Source organism: Micromonospora sp. NPDC049047 (assembly GCF_040649135.1).
Classification (GTDB): domain Bacteria; phylum Actinomycetota; class Actinomycetes; order Mycobacteriales; family Micromonosporaceae; genus Micromonospora.
Genome location: NZ_JBEZEY010000016.1, coordinates 14293 through 39626, shown reverse-complemented (window position 1 = coordinate 39626; position 25334 = coordinate 14293). Strand labels below are relative to the sequence as shown.

Sequence of the window (25334 nt, the reverse complement as noted above, 5' to 3'; positions counted from 1 at the left end):
GCCCCTCGTTCTGGCTGACGGGTGGTATCGCCGCGGTGACCGAGCAGCCTGGTGTGGTGTGGGCCGCTCCCCCTCCTCCGCCCTTCCCGGAAACCCGAAAATGCTGCATAATATCCCTTATGCATCACAAACAGGACGAATCGCTCGGGGTGCTGATCGAGGAGTTCCTGACCGCCCGAGCCACCCGCAAGCCCTCCCCGCACACCCTTGCCGCGTACCGGCGGGACCTGCGCACGGTGGGCGACCTGATCGCCGAAGCCGCCGCCACTCCCCTGCCCCTGGACGAGCTGTCGATCACCGACCTCTCCCCCCGGGTGATGCGGGCGGCGTTCGCCCGCTTCGCCGCGCCCCGGGCGCCCGCTTCGGTGCACCGCGCCTGGTCCACCTGGAACAGTTTCTTCACGTTCCTGGTGGCGGAGGGGGTGCTGGCGGGCAACCCGATGCCGGCGGTCGACCGGCCCCGGGCGCTACTCCCCCAGCCGAAGCCGCTGCGCGGCACGGACACCCCCGAGGTGCTGCTCGCGTCCGTGGCGCGGGACGACGGCAGGCAGCGTGACCCGTGGCCGGAGCGGGACGTGGCGGTGTTGGCGGTGGCGTTGTGCGCGGGGCTGCGGCTGTCGGAGCTGCTGGCGTTGCGGGTCGGCTCGCTGGCGGGTCGGCCGGGTGAGCGGCGCGTCGAGGTGGCCGGCAAGGGTGGGCGGCCCCGGGTGGTGCCGATCGAGGCTGATCTGGACCGGGTGGTGGCCGACTACCTGGACAGTCGGCGTCGGCGCTTCGGGGCGCGGTCGGTGCGCCCCGACTCGGCGTTGCTGGTGGATCGCCACGGTGAGCCGCTGCGCCGGGGTGGGCTGCAGTATCTGGTGGAGTCGTGTTACCGGCGGGCTGGTATCGGGGACCGGGTGCCGCGGGGGGCGCGGTTGCACGCGCTGCGGCACACGTTCGCGACCCGGTTGGCCGAGGACGGGGCGAGCGCCGCGGAGATCATGCGGCTGTTGGGGCACGCGTCGTTGGCGTCGTCGCAGACGTACATCGAGGTGACGGCCGGGCAGCAGCGCGACGCGGTGCGGGCCAACCGCACCAACCGGGTGTTGGCGTCGCTGGTGGTGGGCCGGGATTGAGCGCGCGTCGGCGTTGGCGTGTTGGAGGGTGGGTGGGCACGGCGGTGGTGGTTTCCCACCCACGCGTTCTGGGCCGGGTGGCCGGCGGGTTCAGCCGAGGTCGACGAGCAGGGGGCGGTGGTCGGAGATAGTGGACGCTGGCGTGGTGACGGCGCGTACCGGTGGGAGCTGGTTGAGGGCGTGCCGGTCGGCGAGGATGTGGTCGAGTTGGACGCGGGGTTGTCCGGAGGGGTAGGTGGGGCGGCGGCCCAGGGGCTGCCAGCCGGAGACGAGTCGGGCGGGGCCGGCGGGCAGGTTGAGGTCGCCGAGCAGGATGCGGGGGCCGGGTAGCGCGCGGAGGGCGCGGACGGTTTGGCGGAGTTGGCGGGCGTTCCAGCCGGGCACGAAGGACAGGTGGGTCGCGGCGACGGTGAGGGGGCCGTGGGGGGTGTCCAGGACGGCGGCGAGTACGACGCGGGGTTCGTCGTGCAGCAGGATGAGGCCGCCGCGGGGGCCGGGTACGTAGACCGGTGAGCGGACGGGGGCGGGTTTGAGGCGGGTGATGTGCCAGCTGCGGACGGGGTGGCGGCTGATCAGGCCGATGCCGTAGCAGGGTTCGCCGTGTCCGTCGTCGTCGTGGCGCAGTGGGCGGAAGTGTTCGCCGGGGGTGCCGACGACGGCGGCGGCGAAGCGGTGGTGGGGTGCGTCCAGTGCGTGGGCGGCGATGGTGGTGAGGTCGAGTTTGCCGCTGCGGTGTTGGTCGCGGTCGACTTCCTGGAGGGCGAGCACGTCGGCGTCGAGGGCGCTGATGGCGGTGGTGAGGCGGTCGGAGTCGACGAGCCCGTCGGTCAGGGATCGTCCGTGCAGCAGGTTGAAGGTGGCCAGGCGCACTTCTGCACCATACGTCCCCGTGGCATGGTTGCCGGGTGCTGAAGGTGTTGCTGTGTTCCGCGTTGGTGTTCGTGGCTGTTGGCGCGTTGGGGGTGCGGTTGCGGCGTTCTCGGCGTCGGTGAGGGGGTGAGGCTGGCCACTCGGGTGGTCTTGGGGGCGGTTGTGGTGGGGAGAATTGCCGCCCGTGGACGCCGTATCGCTGAGTACTCTGCTGGCCGCTGCCGCGATGGCGGGGTGGGTCGATGCCGTGGTCGGCGGTGGTGGGTTGTTGTTGCTGCCGGCGTTGCTGGTGGCCGCGCCGGGGTTGCCGGTGGCCACCGCGTTGGGCACTAACAAGTTGGCCGCGATCTTCGGTACCGCCACGGCGGCGGCGACGTATGCCCGCAGGACGACTGTTGACTGGCGGGTGGCGGGGCCGGCGGCGGGGTTGGCGGTGGTGAGCGCGGGTGTGGGTGCGGCGTTGGCCGGGGCGGTGCCGGCGTCGGCGTACCGGCCGGTGGTGTTGGTGGTGCTGGTTCTGGTGGCGGTGTTCGTGTTGCTGCGGCCCCGGATGGGGGTGTTGGCGGTGCCGGCGAGGCGGACGCCGGTGCGGGTGGGCGTGGTGGTCGCGGTGGCCGGTGTGGGGATCGCCCTGTATGACGGGTTGATCGGTCCGGGTACTGGGACGTTCCTGGTGTTGGCGTTCACGGCGTTGGTGGGTGCGGACTTCGTGCACGGTTCGGCGATGGCGAAGGTGGTCAACGCGGGGACGAACCTGGGTGCGCTTGTGGTGTTCGGGGTGACCGGGCATGTGTGGTGGTTGTTGGGTGCGGGGATGGCGGTGTGCAATATCGCCGGGGCGGTGTTGGGGGCGCGGATGGCGTTGCGTCGGGGTTCGGGTTTCGTGCGGGTGGTGCTGCTGGTGGTCGTGGTGGCGTTGGTCGCGAAGCTCGGCCATGACCAGTGGGTGGCGCGCTGATGGCGGTGCGGGCCGAGCACGACCGTGCGGTGTTGGCGCGGTTGTTGGGGCGGGATCCGGTGCTGCACGCCTACCAGTTGGGTGACCTGGACGATTTCTTCTGGCCGTACACGTCGTGGTTTCGTCGGGGTGAGCAGGTTGCGTTGCTGTACCACGGCACGGACCTGCCGACGTTGTTGGCGTTCGCCGCGCCGGCGGACACGGTGGCGCTGTCGGTGTTGCTTGCGGAGTTGGCGCCGGTGCTGCCGGCGCGGCTGTACGCGCACCTGTCCCCCGGTCTGACCGGTGCGCTGTCCGGGGCGTTCCGGTTGGTTGCCGGTGGCCGGCATCACCGGATGGCGCTGACCGATCCGGCGCGGCTGGGCGCGGTGGCGCCGGTGGGGGTGGTGCTCGGGGCGGCGGACCTGCCGCAGGTGCGGGAGTTGTACGCGCGGGCGTACCCCGGTAACTGGTTCGACGAGCGGATGGTGCAGACGGGGCAGTATCTGGGGGTGCGCGACGGGGATGCGTTGGTGGCGGTGGCCGGGGTGCATGTGTTCTCGCCGGCGTACGGGGTGGCGGCCCTGGGCAACGTCACGACGCATCCGCTCTGGCGGGGGCGGGGGCTGGGCGCGTCGGTGGTGGCGGCGTTGTGTGCGCGGCTGCGGGAGAGCGTCGCGCACGTCACGCTCAACGTGAAGGCGGACAACGTGGCTGCGGTGCGCCTGTACGAGCGGGTCGGTTTCACCCGGGTCGCCGATTACGACGAGTGGATGGTGACGGCTTCAGCGGCGGCGGCTGGGTGAGTCGAAGCGGCCGGCGCGGATTTCGCGCAGGGCGCGGCGGCGGGTGTCGCCGCGCAGCGTGTCGACGTAGAGGGTGCCGCGCAGGTGGTCGGTTTCGTGTTGCAGGGCGCGGGCGAGGAATCCGCTGCCGGAGATCGTCAACGGTTCGCCGTGCTGGTCGACGCCGTGGGCGGTGGCGTGCAGGGCCCGTTGGGTGGGGAAGTACAACCCGGGGATGGACAGGCAACCCTCGTCGTCGTCCTGGAGTTCGTCGGAGAGTTCGAGGGTGGGGTTGATGAGGTGGCCGCGGTGCCCGTCGGCGTCGTAGACGAACACCTGGGCGCTGACGCCGATCTGTGGTGCGGCGACGCCGGCGCGGCCGGGGGCGCCGAGCAGGGTGTCCATCAGGTCGGTGACGAGGGCCCGCAGCTCGGTGTCGAAGGTGGTGACCGGCTCACATTCGGTGCGCAGGACGGGGTCGCCGATGATCCGGATGGGCCGCATGGTCATGGTCGGCAGTTTATCGCCGGTCGCGGTGGGTGCGGTGTCCGGCCAGGGTGGCGCGGATCGGGGCGGTTTTCGCTGCGGCTTCGGCGACCTCGGCGGCGGGGTCGCTGTCCCAGGTGATGCCGCCGCCGGCCCAGGTGTGCAGCAGGTCGGTGTCGGCGGCGGCGGTGCGGATGGTCAGGCCGAGGTCGACGCGGCCGGGGGTGACCCAGCCGAGTGCGCCCATGCTGGCGCCGCGGCCGACGGGTTCGAGGGTGGTGATCTGGGTGAGGGCGGCGTGTTTGGGTGCGCCGGTGACGGAGCCGCCGGGGCAGGTGGCGCGCAGCAGGTCGGCGAGGCCGAGTCCGTCGGCGGCGGTGGCGCGCACTGTCGACTCGGCCTGCCACAGGTCGCACCAGCGGCGGACGGTGAACAGGTCGTCGACGGTGACGCTGCCGGTGCGGGCGATGCGGGCGAGGTCGTTGCGTTCCAGGTCGACGATCATGATGTGTTCGGCGCGTTCCTTGGCGCTGGTGAGCAGTTCGGCGCGGCCGGCGGCGGTGGCGGGGCGGGTGCCTTTGATGGGTCGGGTGATGAGGTGCCCGTCGGTGACCTCGATGAGGGTTTCCGGGGAGGCGCAGCCGATGGCCCAGCCGTCGCCGGTGAGGACGCCGCCGTAGCGGGCGCCGGGGAGCGCGCTGAGGCGGCTCAGGGCGGGCCGGGGGTCGCCGGTGTATGGGGCGGCGGCGTGTCCGACGAGGTTGGTCTGGTAGACGTCGCCGCGGCCGATGGCGGCGCGGACTTCGGCGACGGCGTCGGCGTGTTGGCGGGGGGTCCAGCTTTCGGTCCAGGGGCCGAGCCACCAGGGGGTGGGTGGGCCGGCGGGTGGGGTGTTTCGGGTGGGGCCGTGGTGGTAGACGACGACGGTGAGGTCGGGCAGGGTGGGCGCGGGTTCGGCGGTGGTGGTGGGTGCGCCGGCCAGGTGCGCGCCGGCGGCTGCGGACAGGTAGAGCGCGGCGCCGCAGGCCCCGGTGTCGGGGTGGGTGGGGGTGGGTCGGGTCAGGTCGTGCAGTGGCAGGCCGTGTGCGGCGAGGAACTCCTCGGCGAGGGCGGCGGGGTCGCCGCCGTCGCGGCGGTGCCATTGCAGGCGGGCGCGTTCGGTGAGGGTGTCTCGGCAGGCGGCCGGTGCCGCGGGCGCATCGACAAATGTCGCCGGGTCGCTATCCGCGACGCACACCTGTGGGAGCGTTTCCACGCCGTATGGTCCGACCTTCCTCATCCGTTCAGTGGATTTCCCGTACGCCGGGCCGGCTCCTGGTCGATGCTGGACACTTTCGCTTGGTACTGTGCGTCACTGGTCATGTGAACCATGACACAGTGCCCCCACAGTCCGGAGACCCTGATGTGCCAGCACCAACCGACCTGCCCCTCCGCTGAAGCCACCGACCGGGAAGCCGCGCGCGTCCTCGCCTGCTTCCGTGAGCAGGGCTGGAGCCTGCTCTGCAACGGTGTGATCGTCTTCGAGGACACCGGCGAGTTGCTTCCCGACGGCAGCAGCATCGCACCGCACCGCGGCCCCGCCCGCCACGCCCTCGTGGCCTGATCGACCACCCAGCGTCACCGAATAGCCGCCATCGGCCAGGGTAGTCCCCCGGTCGGGGACGTCCTCGTCCAGGCTGCAGCGGCTGCCGGGGCGGCCCGTACCGCCCGCCCCGGCTCGCCCGTCGTCAGTCTTCGAACGCCTCCGGCGACGGGCACGAGCAGACCAGGTTCCGGTCGCCGTACGCGCCGTCGATACGCCGCACCGGCGGCCAGTACTTCCCGGCCCGGTCCACCCCGGCCGGGTACGCGCCCACCGACCGCGGGTACGGGTGCGGCCACTCGTCGCCGCTGACCATCGCCGCGGTGTGCGGGGCGTTCGCCAGGGGGTTGTCCCCTGCCGGCCACTGCCCCGAGGCGACCTGCTCGATCTCCGCGCGGATCGCGATCATCGCGTCGCAGAACCGGTCCAGCTCGGCCAGGTCCTCACTCTCGGTCGGCTCCACCATCAGCGTCCCGGCGACGGGGAACGACATCGTCGGCGCGTGGAAGCCGTAGTCGATAAGCCGCTTCGCCACGTCGTCGACGCTCACCCCTGTCGCCTTCGTCAACGGCCGCAGGTCGAGGATGCACTCGTGCGCCACCAGGCCCTTGTTGCCGGCGTACAGCACCGGGAAGTGCCCCCGCAGGCGCGCCGCGACGTAGTTCGCCGCGAGGACCGCGACGCCGGTCGCCCGGGTCAGCCCCTCGGCGCCCATCATCCGCAGGTACGCCCACGGGATCGGCAGGATGCCCGCCGACCCGTACTTGGCCGCCGAGATCGCCGGGGTCGCGTCGACGTGCGCGCCGAGCGGGTCACCGGGCAGGAACGGCGCCAGGTGCGCGCGGACCGCGACCGGGCCCACACCGGGGCCACCGCCGCCGTGCGGGATGCAGAACGTCTTGTGCAGGTTCAGGTGCGACACGTCCGCGCCGAACTTGCCGGGCTTGGCGAACCCGACCAGGGCGTTGAGGTTCGCCCCGTCGACGTACACCTGACCGCCGGCGTCGTGGACCTTCGCGCACAGCGACGCGATGCCCGTCTCGTACACGCCGTGTGTCGACGGGTACGTCACCATGATCGCCGCGAGCGCGTCCCGGTGCTTGTCGATCTTCGCGTCCAGGTCGACGAGGTCGACGTTGCCGTCGTCGTCGCAGGCCACCACGACGACCCGCATGCCGGCCATCACCGCCGACGCCGCGTTGGTGCCGTGCGCCGACGACGGGATCAGGCACACGTCGCGGTGCGTCTCACCCCGCGACGCGTGGTAGGAGCGGATCGCCAGCAACCCGGCCAGCTCACCCTGCGACCCGGCGTTGGGTTGCACGCTCACCGCGTCGTAGCCGGTCACCTCGGCCAGCCACGACTCCAACTGCCCGATCATCTCCCGGTACCCGACGGTCTGGTCGTCCGGCGCGAACGGGTGGATGTTGGCGAACTCCGCCCAGCTGACCGGCTCCATCTCGGTGGTCGCGTTCAGCTTCATCGTGCACGACCCGAGCGGGATCATGCCCCGGTCCAGGGCGTAGTCGAAGTCCGACAGCCGCCGCAGGTAGCGCAGCATCGCCGTCTCCGAGTGGTGGCTGCGGAACACCGGGTGGGTGAGGAAGTCGCTGTGACGGGCCAGGTCGACCGGCAGTGCCGCGTCGGCGTCGCCGTCGAACGCGGGCACCCCGAACGCCGCCCACACCCGCGCCAGGTGCGCGTCGGTGGTCGTCTCGTCGCAGGACACACCGACCCGGTCGGCGTCGACAAGTCGCAGGTTCACCCCGTCGGCGGCGGCCGCCGCGACGACCTGCGCGGCCCGGCCAGGCACGCTCGCGGTCAGGGTGTCGAAGAACGCGACGTCCGCGACGTCCACGCCGCCGGCGCGCAACCCGGCCGCGAGCCGCGCCGCCATGGCATGGGTACGCGCCGCGATGTCCCGCAGCCCGTCCGGCCCGTGGTACACGGCGTACATGCCGGCCATCACCGCGAGCAGCACCTGCGCGGTGCAGATGTTGCTTGTCGCCTTCTCCCGCCGGATGTGCTGCTCGCGGGTCTGCAACGCCAACCGGTAGGCGGGGTTGCCGTCGGCGTCGCGCGACACCCCGACGAGGCGACCGGGCAGCATTCGCTCCAGGCCCGCGCGCACCGCCAGGTAACCGGCGTGCGGACCACCGAAGCCCATGGGTACGCCGAAGCGCTGGGTGGTGCCGGCGGCGATGTCCGCGCCGATCTCCCCCGGCGCCCGCAGCAGCGTCAACGCCAACAGGTCCGCCGCGACAGTGACGAGCGCCCCGACGGTGTGCGCGGCCTCGACGAGGCCCGTGTGGTCACGGACCGCGCCGGACGCCCCCGGGTACTGCAGGTGCAGGCCGAAGAACTCCGCCGGCAACTCGTCGCGCTCGACGTCGACGACCCGCACGTCGATACCGAGCGGCACCGCCCGGCTGGTGATCACGGCGATGGTCTGCGGCAGGGCGTCGGCGTCGACCACGTACACCCGGCTCTTGCTCCTGGACGCGCGCCGCGCGAGGGTCATCGCCTCGGCCGCGGCGGTGCCCTCGTCGAGCATCGAGGCGTTCGCGGTGGCCAGGCCGGTCAGGTCGGTGACCATGGTCTGGAAGTTCAGCAACGCCTCCAGGCGGCCCTGGCTGATCTCCGGCTGGTACGGCGTGTACGCCGTGTACCAGGCCGGGTCCTCCAGGACGTTACGGCGGATCACCGCCGGGGTGTGCGTGCCGTGATACCCCAACCCGATCATGGAGACGGCGACGGTGTTGCGGGCCGCCAGGGCCCGCAACTCGGCGATCGCCTCGGCCTCGGTGGCCGCCTCCGGCAGGTCGAGGGTGCCGTGCCAGCGGATCACCTCGGGGATCGCGGCGTCCATCAGCTCGTCGATCGAGCCGTGCCCGACGACCTCCAACATCCGACGCTCATCGTCGGGGCCGGGACCGATGTGACGGGTGGCGAACTGCTCTACGGTCATGGGGGCACTCCCGGGGCGAGGTCGACGTGTCGGCCTCCCCCTCTGTCGCACCCCCACCGGGGGATGCTTCACAGTGCCTGCCCACGAGGTCCTTTTGCCTGAGAGGTTCCGGGGAGGATTTGCCCCTTCGGCGCCGCCCTGCCGTGCCGGCGGGCGGTCTCTCCCACGTGGGTGTTACCGGCATGGTCAACGCTACCAGCGCCGGTGTTTCCCGCAGATGTCCTACCCCGGGCCCGTGACCGCCGCGCTGCGTGCCGGCGCCGTCACACGCGCAGCGCCGTCGCCGCGTGACCGGCGACCCGCGCGGCCAGCTCGGGCAACAACGCGCCCAGCGGAGCGTCGACGCAGACGGTGGCGTAGCCGTCACCTCGGGTCAACCCCTGGTTGACAATGGCGACCGGAATGCCCAGTTTCGCGGCCCGAATCACGAAACGGCGCCCGGACATCACCGTCAACGACGACCCGAGCACCAGCAACGACCGGGCCTGCTGCACGGCCGCGAAGCAGCGCTGCACCCGTTGCGGCGGCACCGTCTCCCCGAAGAACACCACGTCCGGTTTCAGCATCCCGGTGCCGCAGATCGCACAATCCACAGTCCGGAACGCCGCCACCTGCTCGTCGGGGAGATCGACATCACCGTCCGGGTTCACCGCGGCGACCTGCGCCACGAAGTCCGGGTTGGCCTCGCGTAGTCGCCGGTCCAACTCCTCCCGGGAGGTCAGGTTGCCGCAGTCCAGGCAGGTCACCTCGTCGAGGCGACCATGCAACTCGATCACCGACGTGCTGCCGGCCGCACCGTGCAGACCGTCGACGTTCTGGGTGATCACCGTGTCGACCAGACCGGCGTGCTGCAACTCCGCCACCGCCCGGTGCCCGGCGTTCGGCGCCGCCCCCGCGATCAACCGCCACCCCAGGTGACTACGCGCCCAGTAGCGCCGCCGCGCGAAGGGATCCCGGGTGAACGCCTGGAACGTCATCGGGGTGTGCCGCCGCGCCACCCCGCTGGGCCCCCGGTAATCCGGGATGCCCGACTCGGTGGACAGGCCGGCACCGCTGAGCACCACCACCCCACCCCCGGCCAGCAGTGCGGTCAACGCGTCGAGGCTCTCCGTCACCCATCCATGCTGCCTCAACCCACCCGCCGACGCCGAACCCCCGGCCACCCGCAGCTCTTCGCGCCCGCCGGTCGGGGGTTCGGCGTCGGGTCGGGGTGTCACGCGCTGCCCGCCGACGGCCGCTGCGCGTCACGCCCTGCGCGCCGACGGCCTCGGGTGTCGCGCGTTACGCGCCGACGGTGTCGGCGACGACGCAGGCGATGTTGTCCGGCGCTCCCGCGGCCTCCGCCAGACCGATCAACGCCCGCACCGCCTGCCCGGGATCGGTTGCCGCGCCCAGCGTCGACCGCACATCGGCACTGTCGACGACGGCGGACAGTCCGTCGGAGCACAGCAGGTACCGATCACCGGGCCGGGCGGTACGCAGCGCGAGATCGGCCTCGACCGGCTGGCCGCCACCGAGAGCGCGTACCAGCACAGCGCGCTGCGGATGCGCGGCGGCCTCGTCCCGGTCGAGCCGGCCCTGCTCCACCTGGGCCTGCACCCAGGTGTGATCCTGGGTGAGCAGCGACAACTCGCCACCGCGCAGCAGATACGCCCGGGTGTCACCGACATGCACCACGGCCAGGTGGGAACCACTGAACAGCAACGCGGTCAGCGTGGTGACCGGCTGGTCCTCATCGGTCTCCAACCCCCGCACCGCACGCTCGGCGTCGGCGACCGCACCGGCGAGCATCGTCAGCAACTCAGCGGCCGGGACGTCGACCAGTTCCAACGGCCGCAGCGCCTCGATCACGGCAGCGCTGGCGGCAGCGCCGCCGGGGCCGCGCATACCGTCCGCGACCGCCAACAGCCGCCCGCTGGCGTACGCGGCATCCTCGTTGCTGTCGCGCACGGACCCGGTCTCACAACCAACGGCGTAGCGGACGGTGAGTGTGGGTTTCGCCTCAGACATGGTGATGCCCCCTTCCGACAGGTGGTCCACGAGGAGGGTGGCGAGCCGCGCCCGAGCCGCGGTGTCGGCGGTGACCTGCTGCCAGTACGCGGCGATCGCCTCCGCCGCCTCCGCCGGCTCCAAGCCACAGACGACGCGGATCGTCGCCAGCGGCATGCCGATGCGCCGCAGGTGGGCGACCAGCCGCGCCAACGGCAACTGGTCAGGGTCGTAGAGCCGGTAACCGGACTCGGGATCGACCGCCGCCGGCAGCAGGAGCCCCACCTGGTCGTACAGCCGCAGCGCCTTCGGCGTCAGCCTCGCCGCCTGCGCGAACGCCCCGATGGTCAGCAACTCCACGTCGACATCCTCCTCGCGCCGGTCACCGTGACCGGCACACACCAGGCTGGGCCTTCCCCGAAGGTCAAGGTCAAGCCCGCTGCTGTCCCCGCCACCACCCGCACCGCCGGTAGGTTGGGCCCATGCGTGTCGTCATCGCCGGAGGCCACGGCAAGATCGCCCTACTGCTGCAACGCCACCTCGCCGGACGCGGTGACACCGCCGTCGGGCTGATCCGCAACCCCGCGCAGGCCGCCGCGCTACGCGCCGCCGGCGCCACCCCCGTCGTCTGCGACCTGGAACACGCCGACGCCACGGCGCTCGCCGCGCACCTCACCGACGCCGACGCCGTGGTCTTCGCCGCGGGTGCCGGCCCCGGCAGCGGCACCGCCCGCAAGGACACCGTCGACCGGGGCGCCGCCGCCCTGCTCGCCGACGCCGCCACCCTCGCCGGTGTCCACCGCTACCTGCTGGTCTCCTCGATGGGCGTGGACGCCCCACCCTCCGCCGGCACCGACGACGTGTGGGCGGCGTACCTGCGGGCGAAGAAGGCCGCCGAGGACGACCTGCGCGGCCGCGACCTGGCCTGGACGGTGCTACGCCCCGGGCGGCTCACCGACGATGCGCCAACCGGCCGGGTCACCCTCACCCGCCACGCCGACCGGGGCGCGATCAGCCGCGCCGACGTCGCCCACGTCCTCGTCGCCCTACTCGACGAACCCGGCACCGCCGGCGCGACCCTGGAACTCGTCGGCGGGCCCACCCCGATCGACGACGCCGTCCACGCCGTCACGACCTGACCCGCCCCCCCACTGGCTGCCCATCCGCGCCCCCCTGCGCACGACCATCGGCAAGAGCAACGCGGCGACCAGGTGAGCCTCCACCTCGAACAACACCTCAGCTGAACACCCCGGACGGGGAACCCGCCCCACCCGGGTGGCTCACCGCTGCTGGTGGCGCGACAACGCCGGCTGACCCACCACACCGCCGACGAACGGCGCCCCCGGCGTCTCCGCCGCGATCCGATCCATCGTCCGGGCCAACTGCTCGCTGCCATCATCGAGATGCCGCGCCGCCGCCTGCATGTGCGACACCATCATCTCCCCGAAGATCCGCAACGCCTCCCGGGTGGCGACCGTGTCGTCGAAGCTCGACCCCGCCGCGCTGCGGTACTCCGCCACGGCCCGCTCCGCCTCCTGCTTCGCCTCCGCCTCCGCCGCCCGCAGGTAACTCTCGTACTGCACCCGGGCGTACTCGGCGACCCGCCGCGCGTAGTCATGCGCCTGCGCGATGATCTGCTCCGCCTCCCGCTGCGCCGCGGACAGCAGATTCACCTCCCGCGCCGCCGGAGCCTTACCCGCCGCCCCCGTGCTCGGGATCACCCCGTGCCGGTGCAGCTCCACCCGGTCGGTCAGCCGCTCGTTCTCCGCCCGCAACGTCGCGAGTTGCGTCGCCAACACATCCAACTCGTCAGCGATCTGCATCCGGAACCGGTCCACGTCGGCGTTGTCGTAGCCGCGCCGCGCGAACGACGCCGCCCCGAACTGCCACCGCCGAACCCGGTCCGCGGTCATCCGCACCTGCACCGCGCCGGACGCCTGCATCCCGTCGTACCGGCTGATCGGGGTCGCGCTCACCTGTGCCCACCTCCCGAAACGTCACCGACAGGCGACTGCTGCACCGCCATCCGCCACGCCGGGCCATACCACTGCTCACCCAGACCCTCGTGGTGCACCTGACCCGCGTGGAAACCCGCCTGCAGCAACGCCCGCACCGCGTACGACACCATCTCGTCCGACCCACACACGAACACGTGCCGGGACCGCCAGTCACCGTCGGCCAACGCCCGATCCACAGCGTGCGCGAACTCCCCCGGCCGGTTCACATCGGCACCCACCACATAGGTCACCGTCAACCACGGATACGACGACGCCAACTTGTCGATCGCATCGCTGTCGTACAGCTCACTACGGGAACGGGCCCCCACGTACAGATCCACCCGCCGGCGGGACCCCTCCGCCGCCACCTGCTCCACAAGCGCCTTCACCGGCGCCCAACCGGTCCCCGCGACAAGCAGCAACAGATCACTGGAACCCGCCGACCACAACCCCAGCCGCTCCCCGACCGGCGCCGCCAGGTGGATCCGATCCCCCACCGCCGACCCGTAGACCAGCCGCGACGACACCGCACCACCCGGCGCCGCCCGCACATGAAACTCAAGCGTGCCGTCCGCACGCGGCGCGTTCGCCGGCGAGTAGTACCGCCACGAACGCACCGACGGATGCGACACCCCGATCGACTGACCCGCGGTGAACGGCAACAGATACTGCGGGCGCACCGTCAACACCGCCACGTCGAACGCCCGCCGCTCGTGCGCCACGATCTCCGCCACCCACCACGGCGGGTTCACCGCCTCGGCGGCCTGCGCGGCCTCGGTCATCACCTGCGCCACCAACCCGTACGCGGCCGCCCAGTCCGCGGCCAACTCGTCGGTCCACCGCGCGGCAAGGAAATGCTGCAACGTCGCCAACAGCGCCTCACCGACGGCCGGGTAGTGCTCCGCGCGTACCGCGAACTTGCGGTGGTCCGCACCGAGATCCTGCAGGAAACCCACAAGCCGGTCCACCTGGTCCACGTTGGACACGATGTGCCCCAACGCGGTCACCAGACGGTCCCGCTGCCCGGCCATGTTCGTCGGGAACATCTGCCGCGTCTCAGGATGAGCGAGGAACAACGACGAGTAGAAATAGAGCGGCACCTGATCACCGTGCTCGGCGACCACCGACCAGCTCTGCTTGAGTTGGGCCGCGTCCACGCTCAGGCGCCCGACCGGTCTCCGGAGGCCACCACCTGGTCCTGCACCTGACCCAACACCGTGCGCACATCGGCCAGGATGTCCGCCGGCACACCCAGCTCGGTGAGCGTCGCCAGGAGGTGCTCGCCCACCTTCGCGTAGTGCTCCACCGGAATGTCCAACGGCTGATGCGCCTCGGCCAACCCACGACCGGTGTACTCGTTCGGACCACCAAGCACGGTGGCCAACATCAACGTCAGGTGCCGCCGCTGACCGACCATCTCCACCTCGGCGAAATAGCCCGCCAAGGCCGGGTCGGCCAACACCTTGTCGTAGAACAGCTCCACAGCCGCCTTGACCGAGCTGGCACCACCAATGCGGTCGTAGTGCGACTTCGGGGCAGCCTCTTCGGTAACCGTCACGGTCGTTCCTCCGGGGGAAGGGTCGATAACCGTGACGGACCATAGCGTGTCAATCGGCGGCGGTCATTGCCTCCCGATTGCCTTCCCGACAATGACTCGGAACGCAGCGTCACCACTACCCACGGGTAGATCCACAATCGGCAACGGGAACGACACCCAGCGTGTCCACAGTGGAGCCAACCCATCCACCGACGTCACTCAACGTCACGAATTGTTGCCAAAAAATCAACCGAAAAAACCCGGAACGCGCCGCGCTCAGCCGGCCCGCCGCCGCGCCCGCCGCGCCGCCAACTCGTCACCCACCGGATCCGACCCCGACGCCACCGCCGGCTCCGCCGGAGCGCTCATCGCCGGCTCCGCCGGCAGATGCGACAACGACCCCTGGATCTCCTTGAACGCCCCACCGATCGCGATCCCGAAGACACCCTGACCACCCTGCAACAGGTCGACCACCTCCTCCGGGGAACGGCACTCATACACCGTCGTCCCATCAGAGATCAACGTGATCCCGGCCAGATCCTCCACACCACGCGACCGCAGCGCCTCGATCGCCTTACGGATGTTCTGCAGGGACACCCCCGCATCCAACAACCGCTTCACGACCTTCAACACCACCAGATCCCGGAACGAATACAACCGCTGCGTCCCCGAACCAGAGGCGTCCCGCACACTCGGCACCACAAGCGCCGTCCGCGCCCAGTAATCCAACTGCCGGTAACTGATGCCCACCGCGTGGCAGGCCGTCACACCCCGGTAGCCGACCGAACCGTCACCCTCAATCGCCACTCCTGGCGACGAGGCACCCGACTCGTCGAACTCCCCACCTGGCTCGGGATCCCGCGGCTCGTGCATCCGGACAACCTCCCCCGTCAGTGCGGCAACACGCCGTTTCCTCCGACGCGCACCCCTCGACACGGCAACCCTATAGCCACCTTCAGGGGTTACCACGGAGGAACCGACACGACACGCCGCGCAGCCACCGAGAAAGATCATCAACCGGACCGGGAATCACCCACCCCGACACCCGGGAGCACAGCCCACGGCCACCTCAGCCCGCGAAATCCTCCGGACGCACCTGATCCAGGAACTCCCGGAACTTCTCCACCTCGTCCTCCTGCTCATCAGGAATGACGATCCCCGCCTCACTGAGGACCTGCTCAGCACAACGAATCGGCGCACCGACACGCAACGCCAACGCGATCGAATCGCTCGGACGCGCCGACACCCGCACCCCATCACCGATCAACAGATCCGCGTAGAACACGTTCTCCTTGAGCTCGGTGATCTCCACCGCCTGCAAGGGCGCCTTCAACGCCGCCAACACATCCCGCAGAAGATCATGCGTCAACGGCCGGGCCGGCTTGACCCCCTGCTGCTCATAAGCGATAGCCGTGGCCTCGACCGCGCCGATCCAGATCGGCAGATAGCGGTCCCCCTCGACCTCCCTGAGCAGGACGATCGGCTGGTTGCTAGGCAACTCCACCCGAACTCCGACCACGCTCAGCTCGCGCACCGCCGCCTCCGTGTCGTTGTCACCTACGCCGCACCGCGCCCTTCCCTGCACGGTACACGGACCGCGACACGGTCGTCCCGTGCGCTACCGCACCACGCCCGCGCCAGAAAGGGGTTACCCCGGCAAGCCTACGGCACGCTTCCCGGAAGAGATCTTTCCGCTCAGCCACCACCCGCCGGGCACCCTCACCGACCCAACGTCGAACGCAGACCCACCCGCACCAACGCCGCGTGCAACTGCTCCGACAACGCCACCAACTCACGCGCCGTCTCCGCCGCCCGAGCCCGCGCCCCCGGATCACTCTGCCGCGCCAACGGCGCCACCAACTGGGCGAACAAACCAACCTCGCGATCCGCCGCCGTCCGGTAACCCCGCAGATGCCGCGGCTCCAACCCGTACGACGCCAACCCCGCCACCGCCGAAGCGATGATCAACGCATCCGCGTCATACCACCCCGGCGGATCCGACACCAGCACACCGAGCCGCTCCAACTCCACAAGCGTCGACTCGTCGATCCCACTGCGCGCCACCAGATCCGCCCGGCCGAGCCGCACCTGCGACGACTCGGCCGGCTCCACCGACTCACGACCCGGCACCGCACCATCGGGACCAACCGCCACCAACGCCGGCCGCGACCGCCCCGGCTGCTCACCAGACGAATCCCACTGGGCCAACTGCTCACGGATCACCCGCAACGGCAGGTACTTGTCCCGCTGCGCGGTCAACACGAACCGCAACCGCGCCACATCGTCCCAGCTGTACTTCCGGTAACCCGCCGCCGTCCGCTGCGGCTCGACCAGGCCCTCAGCCTCAAGAAACCGCAGCTTCGAAATCGTGGTGTCCGGAAAATCCACCCGCAACTGCCCAAGCACCTCACCGATGCTCATCAGCGGCTCAGACCGAGCCGCTCCGGGTGACGTGGAGGCCGCAGGCTCGTTCACCCCCGGCCGGCCTCCTCCTCCGGGCGCGGACCGGCGATGAACACCACCCGGAACTTACCGATCTGAACCTCGTCACCATTGCTCAACGTGGCCGCCTCAACCCGCTCACGATTGACGTACGTGCCATTCAGGCTACCCACGTCCCGCACCGTGAACGTCCCACCGTCCCGGTGGAACTCCGCGTGCCGACGCGACACCGTCACGTCATCGAGGAAGATGTCACTGTCCGGATGCCGGCCACTCGTCGTCACATCGTGGTCCAACAGGAACCGGGCACCCGCATTCGGGCCTCGACGAACCACCAGCAGCGCCATACCCGGCGGCAACGAGCCGGACATCCGGCTCGGCACCACATCGGTATCCGGCCCTTCCAGCACTTCGTCGAGCGAACCGAGATTGAGCGTCGAAGTGACGTCGAGCGGGGGGAACTCGTCGTCTGGCCGCGTCATGGGACCACCTCACGGATCTGTTCGGTCGGCGTCGGGTAATGGCGGGTCTGGCCGCCGGGCACTTGAACACCCGGCGGCTGGCTCCCCGTGCCCGGGAAGGCAATTCCGCAACGCTCAACTATTTGGGTTCTCGGTCGACTGGGCGAGCCTAGCCAGCGCCGAAATGCAGGGCAACCGGACGCGCGCACACAGCCCACGCACCGGATCACGCACACTCAGCCTTCGGTGATCTTCTGATAAGCGGCCGCCGTCAGCAACCCATCCGTCGCCGTCGGATCGTTCGGCGTGATCTCCACCAACCAACCCGCACCGTACGGATCAGTGTTGATCAGCTCCGGCGTGTCACCCAACGCCTCGTTGGACGCCACCACCGTACCGGCGACCGGCGCGTAGATCTCCGACACACTCTTCGTCGACTCGATCTCGCCCAACGAATCACCAGCCGCGACCACAGCACCCGCCTCGGGCAGCTGCACATACACGATGTCACCCAGCGCGTCCTGCGCGAACTGCGTGATACCGACCCGGATCACACCCGTGCCGTCACCCGCCACCCACTCATGCTCGGCGGTGTATCGCAAATCCTCAGGAATCACCAGACGCGTCCTTCATCCATCGGTGCCCCGGACCACCCGGGCCCGGCGCGGCCGCGCCGGTCAGGAGACCGGACGGGCGTGTTCCAACTTGATCGGCTCGTGCAGCGCCGAAACCTCGGCAACCTCACGCTCCCCAAACGTCACGTTACCGCCGACACCCCGGACCGACGCCACCACCCCACCAGGAATGTTCAACGCCGTACGCATCGTCGCCGGATCACCGATCACCGTGATCGTGTACGGCCCCGTCAACCGACGCCCCTCCACCATCAACGACCCGTTGTCCCCATCGAGGAAGTACGTCGACGCGATGATCCGCACCGTCGCCCGATCACCACCGGCGATCTGCATCGCCTCCGCGCCCGCACCCCGCAACTCCTGCACCGCGTCCAACACCCGGGTCGCCGTGATCGGCTTGACGTCCGCCTCGAACTGCACAGTCAACCCCGGCCCCACCGCCGGCAACGTCCCCGCCAGGATGCCCAACTCGTCCGCCCGCCGCGTCGCCTCGTCCAACGCCGCCTGACGACCCTGCTCACCCGAGTGCAACTGCCGCTGACTGTCCTCCAGGGCACGAATGTCCTGCTGAAGACGACTCTCCCGAGCATCCAGATCCGACAGGATCCGCACCAGGTCCTCCTGGCGCGTCGCCCCCAACGTCGGATCCGTCGACGTCGTCTTCAACTGCACGACCAACGTGAAACCAAGCAACACCAACAACGCCACGATCATCACACCGGCCGTACTCCACCGGAACCGACCCGTCACCACCTGCCGCAGCACCGACTCCCCGGCCGGCTCGGCCAACCCGTCGGAACCCGCCACCGGCTCCCCCGACCGCGACACCGCGTTCAGGTCCACCGTCGCACCATCGTCGACCGGCTCCACCACTGGCTCGTCCGCGTCGTCCGGCCGCTGCGGCGGCGCCGGCTCCGGCGACGCCAACGGGCTCAGCTCGTCCGGATCCGGCGCGTCCGGCCGCGGATCCGGCTCACCCGCCGGCCCACCCGGGCGCGTCGGCCCACCCGGCTGCGGCCACCCGGTCCCCGTGTCGCTCTGCTCGTCACTCATCGCTGTCAAACCTACGCCCGGAACAGGTGCCGACGGATCGCCGCCACATTGCCGAAGATGCGGACACCCAACACGACGACCACCCCCGTGGACAACTGCCCACCCACCCCGAGCTGGTCACCCAGATACACGATCAGACCAGCGACCAGCACGTTCGAGATGAACGACACCACGAACTGCTTGTCGTCGAAGATGCGGTCCAACCGGGCCCGCACCCCACCGAACACCGCGTCCAACGCGGCCACCACCGCGATCGGCAGGTACGGCTGCAACGCCGCCGGCACCGTGGGATCAAGCCACACACCCAGCACCACACCGGCAAGCAACGCCAGCACCGCGATCATCGGCCACCTCCGGAAGGGCTAACGGTCGTCGTCGGACCGGACGACCCAGGACTGCCGGACCGGACACCCGACGCGGAAGGGCTCGGACTGACCAACGGCTTGGCGTAGCGTAGCTGCGGCTCCGGAGCCGCCGGCAAGGTGAGGTCATCAGACTGCCGCACAGCGAACGACAACCCCGTCTTCTGCGCGACCTCCCGCATCACATCCGCGTTCCGGCTGTCCTCGTACCGACGCCGCATCGAACCCGGCCCCACTGCCGACACCTCGTACGGCCCCATCACCGGCCGGAAATCCACAAGGATCGCGTCACCCGCCGTCCGGATCGTCGACGTCGAGGTCAACCGCTGCCCATTGATCGCGATCGCCTCCGCACCGGCACTCCACAACGCGTTCGCCACGCCCTGCAGATCGCTGTACAACACCCGCGACGGCCCCGCGCCAGCACCCGTCACCGCATCCGCGTTACCCGGCCCGTCCGCCAACCGCACCACCACGCCGTCACCGCGCACCCGACCCAGGCCGGTGCTCGCCTCCTGGTCCCGCAGCCGCGCCGCGGCCGACCCGCTCAACGCCGCGTCCCGCTGCCGACTGACCTCCTCGCGCAGCTGGTCGGCGCGGGTGGACATCCGGTCGGTCTGAGCCTCCCGCTCCTTGATCTGCGCCACCAGACCGGAACGGGCCTGGGCCCGCCCCGGCTCGTCGGCCATCGTCTGCCGGTACGCGACAGCGAACAGGAACCCGAGCAGCACCACCACGACCACACTGACCGACCGCGCCGGCCAGGCCCGCCACCCCCGGGCCGACCCGGGGCTCGCCGAGCGCCGACGGGCAGCAGCAGCATCCGCGTAACCCGGATCGAGCGGGTTACGGAACAGCTCGGTGAGGAAATCCGGCGCGTACACCCGATCCGGACGGGGCTTGCCCGGCTGCGGCGCGCTCATGCCGCCGCTCCCGGACCGCGCGCCGCGCGCACCAGCCGGGCCGCCTGCACCACGTACATCCCGCCGGCCACCCAGTAGAGCACCAACCCCCACCAGGCCAACGCCCAGCCGATCGCGGCCGTCGCCGTCGCCGCCGCGCTCCACTCGCTCGCCAACAGCAGCACCGGGAACGCCGCCAGCAGCAGGAACGTGGCCGTCTTACCCACGTAGTGCACCGGCGGCGGCCCGTACCCGTAGCGGCGCAGCACTGCTAGCGAGCCGAGCAGCAGCACCTCGCGGGCCAACAGCGCCACGGTGAACTGCCACGGCACCACCTCCCGAACGGTGAAGGCGACCAGGGTGGCGAGGATGTAGAGCCGGTCGGCGAACGGATCGAGCAACTCCCCGAGTCGGCTCACCTGGTGCAGGCGGCGGGCGATCCAGCCGTCCACCCAGTCCGTGGTGCCGCCGATGGCCAGCACCACGATCGCCGCCACGTCGGCCCGCTCGACCAGGAACAGGTAGAGGAAGAGGGGTACGCCCAGCAGCCGCACGAAGCTGATCAGGTTGGGCAGGGTGAGCACCTGGTTGCCGGGAGCCTGGTCACCGGTGTCCCGCGGTTGCTCTGCCCGAGCCGGACGCGACACCGATCCTCCTCCACGGCACGGACCCCCGGCCGACGTCTGGCGCGGCGGAGGGTCGTACGCGCTGTCGGGCCGGCCTGCGCCGGCTCCCCCCTGCGGCCCCGGATGGGGCCTCATCCCTGAGCCGGCCCGCGATCTCGAAGATCACGGGCCGGGTAAGTGCGCTGTCACTATATCGGGCCTGCCCCGGCTGGCCGGGTGCCGCCGTGGCCGACTCGGTGCGGCTGTGCCGCACTGTGGCGTGGATCACCACGCGTAGAGCGTCCTAGGATACTAGTGGGTGTGGCGGCGCTCAGGCCGTCTGCACCGCCGGATCGACCTGTTGCTCCGGCACCGACTGGGTCGCTGCCCGGCCGAACGCGACAAGCGCCAGCAACAGATCGTGCTGCGTCCGCGCCGGCATCCGGTCCAGCACCGACTGCACCGCCCGACGCCGCCGCTCGGCCAACTCCCCCAGCAGCGTCAACGCCGCCGGGGTGGGCACCAACCGCACCTCACGCCGGTCGCGGGGATCGGCCACCCGGCGCAACAGCCCGGTCGCCTCCAGCCGGTCACAGAGGCGACTAGCCGACGACGGCACCACGTCCAGCAGCTCCGCCAACCCGTTGACGTTCGTCTCCGATCGGCTGCTGATCAGCGCCAACACCCGCAACTGGGTGGGCGGCACCTGATGCCCCGCCGCGGACGAGTCGAGCACGGCGATCAGTGTCCCGGCAGCCGCGGTGATCGCCGTGGCGAGATCCCCAGGTCGCTCCACCCGATGTCCCCTGCCGTCGTCGCGCTGGTGCCCGCCGGACGAAGCGGCGGCCACCCTCACCCGCTACCCCGTCCACGCGGACCGTGCCAGTCCAGACACACCACGACGGCGTCGTCGCGGAGGTCGGAATCCGCGTGGTAGGCGCGCAGTTCGCGCATTACCGTACCAACCGCCTCGGCTGCCGGCTGCAACCGCGTGGCGCGCAGCGAACGCGCCATCACCCGATCCCCGTACGGTTCCTGCCCCGGCGGCTTCGCGGCCCACACCCCGTCGCTGACCACGAAGAGGCGGTCACCCGGCTCCAGGTGCAACTCCTGCACCTCGTAGCGGGTCTCCGCGAACATCCCCAACGGCAACTGCTGATCCAACTTCAGCGGCTCCACCGTGGGCCCGCGCATCCGCAGCAGGTGCGGGGAACCCGCGTCGACCGCCCGGACCGCACCGGTGCGGGTGTCGACATCGAGCAGCAGGGTGGCCACGTACCGGCCGCCCCGGTGCTGATAGAAGACCGTGTCCGAGGCCAGCTCGGCCTGCTCCACAAGGCCGCCACCGGAGCGACGCGCGTTGCGCATCGCGTTGACAGTGACGGCGGTGAGCATCGACGCGGCCAGCCCACTGCCCTCGCCGTTGAGCACCGTCACGGTGAGCCGGTCGCCGTCCAGCGACCAGTCGAAGTGGTCCCCGCCCACTGTGTACGCCGGCTCCAACTGCCCGGCCAGCTGGAACGCGTGGTGCGCCACGCTGCGACCGGGCAACAGGTCCCACTGCATCTCGGCGGCCATCGTCAGTCGCTCCCGGCGACGGGCCCGCCGGTACCTGTCGGTCCCCCGATCCGCCGCGCGCATCGCCACCGCGAGCGCCCCGGCGATGTCCGTCGCATGGCCGGTGACGCTCGGATTCGGTACGGCCGGCAGCTCGATCATCAGCACGCCCAGCCGCTCCCCCCACAGCGTCAGCGGCAGGTAGAGCCGGCAGGGGCCCTCGTCGGCGGCGTCGCGTACCGGTTGCTGGCTGCTGAAGCACCGCTGCGCCACTGTGTGACAGGCCAGGAACCCGGCTGCCGGCAGGTCCGGATCCAGCACCGGCCAGAGTCCGCTGATCCGGTAGTCGGCGACGAAGACGTCGGTGCGTAACGCGCCAAGCGTCGCGCGGATGGCCTGGTCCGCCGCCTCGGCCAACTGGTCGGGCGGGGCCTCACGCAGCGCACGCGACACCACGTCCGGCGGGTCCACCATGGTCGTCCTCTCCAGAAGCTTGCTATAGGGCAAGCATCATACGGACACCCCGGGACCGCGACGCTCCGCGGTCAGTCGTCACCACGGGTCGCGAGCACGCCGTGGAACGCGTCGGGCACCCGCGCCGGCGGACCCTCCGGCCGCCAGTGCGCGACCGGCACGATCCCGTCCGCCGTCGGCGCCCAACGGCCCAACAGCGGCGCGAACGCCGCCGGCTGGCGCATCCGGAACTGTGGCCCCATCATCGCCAGCGCCTGCGGGTGACCCGCCAACTCCTCGGTGTCGAAGTCCACCACCAGCAGGCTGCCCGGCGCCGCGCCCGAATACAGCTCGTCGAGCGTGTGGGTCACCGTGGCGTCGTCGAGGAACGCCGCGAGCCCGAGAAAGACCACCCCGACCGGTCGGCGGCCCCAGCCCGGCACGAAACGGTGCAGCTGGGCCGGGTCGATCGTACCGATGTCTGTCGCGTCACCGAAGCCGTAGCCGGCCCGGTCACTGCCGGCGAGGATGCTCTGCCCCATCCGGATGGTCACCGGGTCGACGTCGGTGTAGAGCACAGTCGCGTCCACCGCGACCTCGTGCACGTTGCCCATCGTCGGCACCCCGGCGCCGAACACCAGGAAACCGTCCACGCCGTGGGCGACCATGGCCCGCACCGCCCGGCCCAGGAACGCCCGCAGCTCCCGGAACACCGGCGCGCACGGCCCGTACGCCTGCTCGAACGCGCTGGCGGCGGCCACGTCGACCGGGAAGTGGTGCTCCCCACCGAGCCAAAAGTCGATCATGCGGCCGGTGCTCGGCTGGTCCGGTTCACCCATCGACAATCCTCCCTCCGGACCGGTCGCCGCCAGCGTACCGACCCCGACGTGCTCAGCGGTATCGCGACGCGGAGACGTCCCGCCCGCGATACTGGCCCCGAGCGGGAGGTACGCGGTGAACTCGGCGAACAGCGCGGCGGTGGTGGTCGGCGTGGACGGCTCACAACCGTCCCTGCGCGCCGTCCGCCTCGCCGCCACCGAGGCGGCGCGTCGACACCGGCCCCTGCGCATCGTGCACGGGTTCATCTGGCCGCTGCTGCACGTGCCGGTCTCCCCCGCCCCGGACGCGCCGCCCGGGGGTGGGCTGCGCCACCGGGCCGAGGAGCTCGTCCAGGCCGCGGTGGCCGAGGCCGAGGCGACAGTCCCGGGACTGCCGATCTCCGGAGAGATCATCGACGGTGAGGCGGCAGCGGTGCTGGTCGGTGAGTCCCCCACCGCCGCGCTCATCGTGCTCGGCGACCGGGGACTGGGCGGTTTCTCGGCACTCGTGGTCGGCTCGGTCGCGGTGCAGGTCGCCGCGTACGCCGACTGCCCGGTGCTGGTGGTCCGCGGCGAGCACCGACCCGACGAGCCGGTGCTGGTCGCGGTGGACGGCTCGCCGGCCGCCCGGCTGGCGGCCGACTTCGCGGCCGAGACCGCCGTGTCGCGCGGCGTGCCGCTGGTGGCGGTGCACGCCTACCGGCACCCGGGCAGCAGCGGTCCGGGCGACATGCAACCCCTCGTGTACGACGAGGCGAAGCTGCACGGTGAGCAGGAACGGATGCTCGCCGAGTGGTTGACCGGCCTGACCGGGCAGCACCGGAAGCTGCGGTTGACCTGCCGCGCGGTCCGCGGTCGCCCCGGCGCCGTGCTTGCCGAGGCGTCCGGCGCCGCGCAACTGGCGGTGGTGGGCGGGCAGGGGCGCGGCGAGGTGAGCGGGTTGCTGCTGGGGTCGGTGAGCCAGTCGATGCTGCACCACGCGCAGTGCCCGGTCGCCGTGGTCCGTGCCCCCCACTAGCGCGGAGGTTCACCGGCAGCCAGACGGGTAGACGGTCGCCGTACGCCCAGACCGCCGACGAAGGAGGCACCAGATGCCAGGACCACGGCCGGGCAGCAACGCCTACGACAAGCAGCGGGCGCGGCTGCGCAACGCGATCGACGACGCCGGACGTCGGGTGCCCGACGGCAAGGCCAATCAGGTCGCCAACCGGATTCTCCAGGAGGACCGTGGCCAGCGCGGCGTGGTGCGCGGTGAGCGCACCTACGGCCCCAAGAGCGAGCGCGAACCGGGCGACCCGAAGTGAGGAGGGTCGACGTGGCCGACGGCGCCATCGCGGGCGCCGTCGGCAGCACCGCGCTGAACGTGGTCAGCTTCCTCGACGTGGCCCTGCGGGGACGGCCGGAGAGCGACGTCCCGCAGGAGACCGTCGACCGGTTGGCCGGGATCGCGCACGTCAACCTGGGGTCCGGGGCCCGGGCGGCGAACCGCCGCTCGGGCCTGGGCCCGCTTATCGGCTACGGGCTGGGCATCGCCGCGGGCGTCGCGTTCGCGCTCTACGCCGGTGGTCGGCGCCAACCACTGCCGCTGGCCACCGGCCTGCTCGGCGCCGGAGTGATGACCATGACCGACGGGTCGATCACCGCGCTCGGGATCAGCGATCCGCGCACCTGGCGGCGCTCCGACTGGATCTCCGACATCATCCCGCACCTGGCCTACGGGCTGACGGCCGCCGCCACCTGGAACAGGTTGCGGCGGCCGTCAGATCGCGGTCGCTAG

General features: G+C 71.1%; 29 protein-coding genes and 1 riboswitch. Of the genes, 8 read left to right on the top strand and 21 right to left on the bottom strand.

Features of this window, described 5'->3' with window-relative positions:
• The first annotated feature begins 119 nt into the window (after positions 1-119).
• Positions 120-1118 carry a tyrosine-type recombinase/integrase gene (locus tag AB0B86_RS23115; protein ID WP_357419801.1) on the top strand — a complete coding sequence of 333 codons (999 nt, stop codon included), beginning with the start codon at positions 120-122 and terminating at the stop codon, positions 1116-1118.
• Between the two features lie 90 nt (positions 1119-1208).
• Here AB0B86_RS23115 and AB0B86_RS23110 read toward each other — a convergent pair whose 3' ends face one another.
• Complete coding sequence (locus AB0B86_RS23110; protein WP_357405452.1) at positions 1209-1988, bottom strand: endonuclease/exonuclease/phosphatase family protein; 780 nt, start codon at positions 1986-1988, stop codon at positions 1209-1211.
• Between the two features lie 184 nt (positions 1989-2172).
• On the opposite strand from AB0B86_RS23110, the gene AB0B86_RS23105 reads away from it, so the two are divergent.
• The gene (locus tag AB0B86_RS23105; RefSeq protein ID WP_357405450.1) at positions 2173-2946 is read left to right on the top strand and encodes a TSUP family transporter; all 774 of its coding nucleotides are present in this window, start codon (positions 2173-2175) and stop codon (positions 2944-2946) included.
• Positions 2946-3731, top strand: coding sequence for a GNAT family N-acetyltransferase (locus AB0B86_RS23100; RefSeq protein ID WP_357405448.1), 786 nt, complete (start codon positions 2946-2948; stop codon positions 3729-3731). Before AB0B86_RS23105 ends, AB0B86_RS23100 begins: the two co-directional genes overlap by 1 nt.
• Here AB0B86_RS23100 and def read toward each other — a convergent pair.
• A complete protein-coding gene (gene def, locus AB0B86_RS23095; RefSeq protein WP_357405446.1) occupies positions 3711-4220 on the bottom strand; it encodes a peptide deformylase in 510 nt (169 codons plus the stop codon). The two genes, AB0B86_RS23100 and def, sit on opposite strands and share 21 nt — an antisense overlap.
• A 10-nt stretch (positions 4221-4230) precedes the next feature.
• Positions 4231-5475, bottom strand: coding sequence for a chorismate-binding protein (locus tag AB0B86_RS23090; protein ID WP_357405444.1), 1245 nt, complete (start codon positions 5473-5475; stop codon positions 4231-4233).
• A gap of 123 nt (positions 5476-5598) precedes the next feature.
• On the opposite strand from AB0B86_RS23090, the gene AB0B86_RS23085 reads away from it, so the two are divergent.
• Positions 5599-5799 (top strand): DUF5999 family protein, encoded by a 201-nt coding sequence (locus tag AB0B86_RS23085; protein WP_007460326.1) that lies wholly within the window; start codon positions 5599-5601, stop codon positions 5797-5799.
• 124 nt (positions 5800-5923) lie between these two features.
• On the opposite strand, the gene gcvP is transcribed toward AB0B86_RS23085, so the two are convergent.
• The 3 genes from gcvP to AB0B86_RS23070 form a co-directional block, all read right to left on the bottom strand.
• Entirely contained in the window at positions 5924-8746 is a 2823-nt protein-coding gene (gcvP, locus tag AB0B86_RS23080) for an aminomethyl-transferring glycine dehydrogenase (protein WP_357419800.1), read from the bottom strand.
• 76 nt (positions 8747-8822) lie between these two features.
• Positions 8823-8922, bottom strand: a riboswitch (glycine riboswitch).
• 87 nt (positions 8923-9009) lie between these two features.
• Positions 9010-9861, bottom strand: a complete 852-nt coding sequence (locus tag AB0B86_RS23075; RefSeq protein ID WP_357405440.1) for an NAD-dependent protein deacetylase — start codon at positions 9859-9861, stop codon at positions 9010-9012.
• Positions 9862-10027: 166 nt separating this feature from the next.
• The gene (locus tag AB0B86_RS23070) at positions 10028-11095 is read right to left on the bottom strand and encodes a MerR family transcriptional regulator (RefSeq protein WP_357405438.1); all 1068 of its coding nucleotides are present in this window, start codon (positions 11093-11095) and stop codon (positions 10028-10030) included.
• Between the two features lie 122 nt (positions 11096-11217).
• Between AB0B86_RS23070 and AB0B86_RS23065 the strand changes: the two genes are divergently transcribed.
• Positions 11218-11874: an NAD(P)H-binding protein gene (locus tag AB0B86_RS23065; RefSeq protein WP_357405436.1), complete on the top strand. Its 657-nt coding sequence runs from the start codon at positions 11218-11220 to the stop codon at positions 11872-11874.
• Between the two features lie 141 nt (positions 11875-12015).
• Here the strand turns inward: AB0B86_RS23065 and AB0B86_RS23060 are convergent, their stop codons facing one another.
• The 15 genes from AB0B86_RS23060 to AB0B86_RS22990 all read right to left on the bottom strand — a co-directional run bounded on the left by AB0B86_RS23060 (position 12016) and on the right by AB0B86_RS22990 (position 23578).
• Positions 12016-12711: a cell division protein DivIVA gene (locus tag AB0B86_RS23060; RefSeq protein ID WP_357405434.1), complete on the bottom strand. Its 696-nt coding sequence runs from the start codon at positions 12709-12711 to the stop codon at positions 12016-12018.
• A complete protein-coding gene (locus AB0B86_RS23055; protein WP_357405432.1) occupies positions 12708-13889 on the bottom strand; it encodes a globin domain-containing protein in 1182 nt (393 codons plus the stop codon). Before AB0B86_RS23055 ends, AB0B86_RS23060 begins: the two co-directional genes overlap by 4 nt.
• Positions 13890-13891: 2 nt before the next feature.
• Positions 13892-14290 carry a group 1 truncated hemoglobin gene (locus AB0B86_RS23050; RefSeq protein ID WP_357405430.1) on the bottom strand — a complete coding sequence of 133 codons (399 nt, stop codon included), beginning with the start codon at positions 14288-14290 and terminating at the stop codon, positions 13892-13894.
• 255 nt (positions 14291-14545) lie between these two features.
• On the bottom strand, positions 14546-15142 hold the full coding sequence (locus AB0B86_RS23045) for a MerR family transcriptional regulator (protein ID WP_357405428.1): 597 nt from the start codon (positions 15140-15142) through the stop codon (positions 14546-14548).
• A gap of 196 nt (positions 15143-15338) precedes the next feature.
• Entirely contained in the window at positions 15339-15803 is a 465-nt protein-coding gene (locus tag AB0B86_RS23040) for a bifunctional nuclease family protein (RefSeq protein ID WP_030492026.1), read from the bottom strand.
• Positions 15804-15988: 185 nt separating this feature from the next.
• Positions 15989-16690, bottom strand: coding sequence for a MerR family transcriptional regulator (locus tag AB0B86_RS23035; protein ID WP_357405425.1), 702 nt, complete (start codon positions 16688-16690; stop codon positions 15989-15991).
• Positions 16691-16740: 50 nt separating this feature from the next.
• Positions 16741-17193 carry an FHA domain-containing protein gene (locus tag AB0B86_RS23030; protein ID WP_007071101.1) on the bottom strand — a complete coding sequence of 151 codons (453 nt, stop codon included), beginning with the start codon at positions 17191-17193 and terminating at the stop codon, positions 16741-16743.
• 215 nt (positions 17194-17408) lie between these two features.
• A complete protein-coding gene (gcvH, locus tag AB0B86_RS23025; RefSeq protein ID WP_357405423.1) occupies positions 17409-17789 on the bottom strand; it encodes a glycine cleavage system protein GcvH in 381 nt (126 codons plus the stop codon).
• Between the two features lie 60 nt (positions 17790-17849).
• Complete coding sequence (locus AB0B86_RS23020; RefSeq protein WP_357405421.1) at positions 17850-18860, bottom strand: DUF881 domain-containing protein; 1011 nt, start codon at positions 18858-18860, stop codon at positions 17850-17852.
• Positions 18861-18871: 11 nt separating this feature from the next.
• Positions 18872-19204 (bottom strand): small basic family protein, encoded by a 333-nt coding sequence (locus tag AB0B86_RS23015; RefSeq protein ID WP_030327710.1) that lies wholly within the window; start codon positions 19202-19204, stop codon positions 18872-18874.
• On the bottom strand, positions 19201-20145 hold the full coding sequence (locus AB0B86_RS23010; protein WP_357405419.1) for a DUF881 domain-containing protein: 945 nt from the start codon (positions 20143-20145) through the stop codon (positions 19201-19203). The genes AB0B86_RS23015 and AB0B86_RS23010 overlap by 4 nt, the downstream gene beginning before the upstream one ends.
• Positions 20142-20771 (bottom strand): CDP-alcohol phosphatidyltransferase family protein, encoded by a 630-nt coding sequence (locus AB0B86_RS23005; RefSeq protein ID WP_357419799.1) that lies wholly within the window; start codon positions 20769-20771, stop codon positions 20142-20144. The genes AB0B86_RS23010 and AB0B86_RS23005 overlap by 4 nt, the downstream gene beginning before the upstream one ends.
• 289 nt (positions 20772-21060) lie before the next feature.
• A complete protein-coding gene (locus AB0B86_RS23000) occupies positions 21061-21525 on the bottom strand; it encodes a MarR family transcriptional regulator (RefSeq protein WP_357405415.1) in 465 nt (154 codons plus the stop codon).
• A gap of 56 nt (positions 21526-21581) precedes the next feature.
• The gene (locus AB0B86_RS22995; protein WP_357405413.1) at positions 21582-22760 is read right to left on the bottom strand and encodes a PP2C family protein-serine/threonine phosphatase; all 1179 of its coding nucleotides are present in this window, start codon (positions 22758-22760) and stop codon (positions 21582-21584) included.
• Between the two features lie 71 nt (positions 22761-22831).
• Complete coding sequence (locus AB0B86_RS22990; RefSeq protein ID WP_357405411.1) at positions 22832-23578, bottom strand: SAM-dependent methyltransferase; 747 nt, start codon at positions 23576-23578, stop codon at positions 22832-22834.
• Positions 23579-23693: 115 nt separating this feature from the next.
• On the opposite strand from AB0B86_RS22990, the gene AB0B86_RS22985 reads away from it, so the two are divergent.
• The 3 genes from AB0B86_RS22985 to AB0B86_RS22975 all read left to right on the top strand — a co-directional run bounded on the left by AB0B86_RS22985 (position 23694) and on the right by AB0B86_RS22975 (position 25334).
• On the top strand, positions 23694-24575 hold the full coding sequence (locus AB0B86_RS22985; RefSeq protein WP_357405409.1) for a universal stress protein: 882 nt from the start codon (positions 23694-23696) through the stop codon (positions 24573-24575).
• 73 nt (positions 24576-24648) lie between these two features.
• On the top strand, positions 24649-24861 hold the full coding sequence (locus AB0B86_RS22980; protein WP_130401038.1) for a phosphatidylethanolamine-binding protein: 213 nt from the start codon (positions 24649-24651) through the stop codon (positions 24859-24861).
• Positions 24858-25334, top strand: a complete 477-nt coding sequence (locus tag AB0B86_RS22975; protein WP_357405406.1) for a hypothetical protein — start codon at positions 24858-24860, stop codon at positions 25332-25334. The genes AB0B86_RS22980 and AB0B86_RS22975 overlap by 4 nt, the downstream gene beginning before the upstream one ends.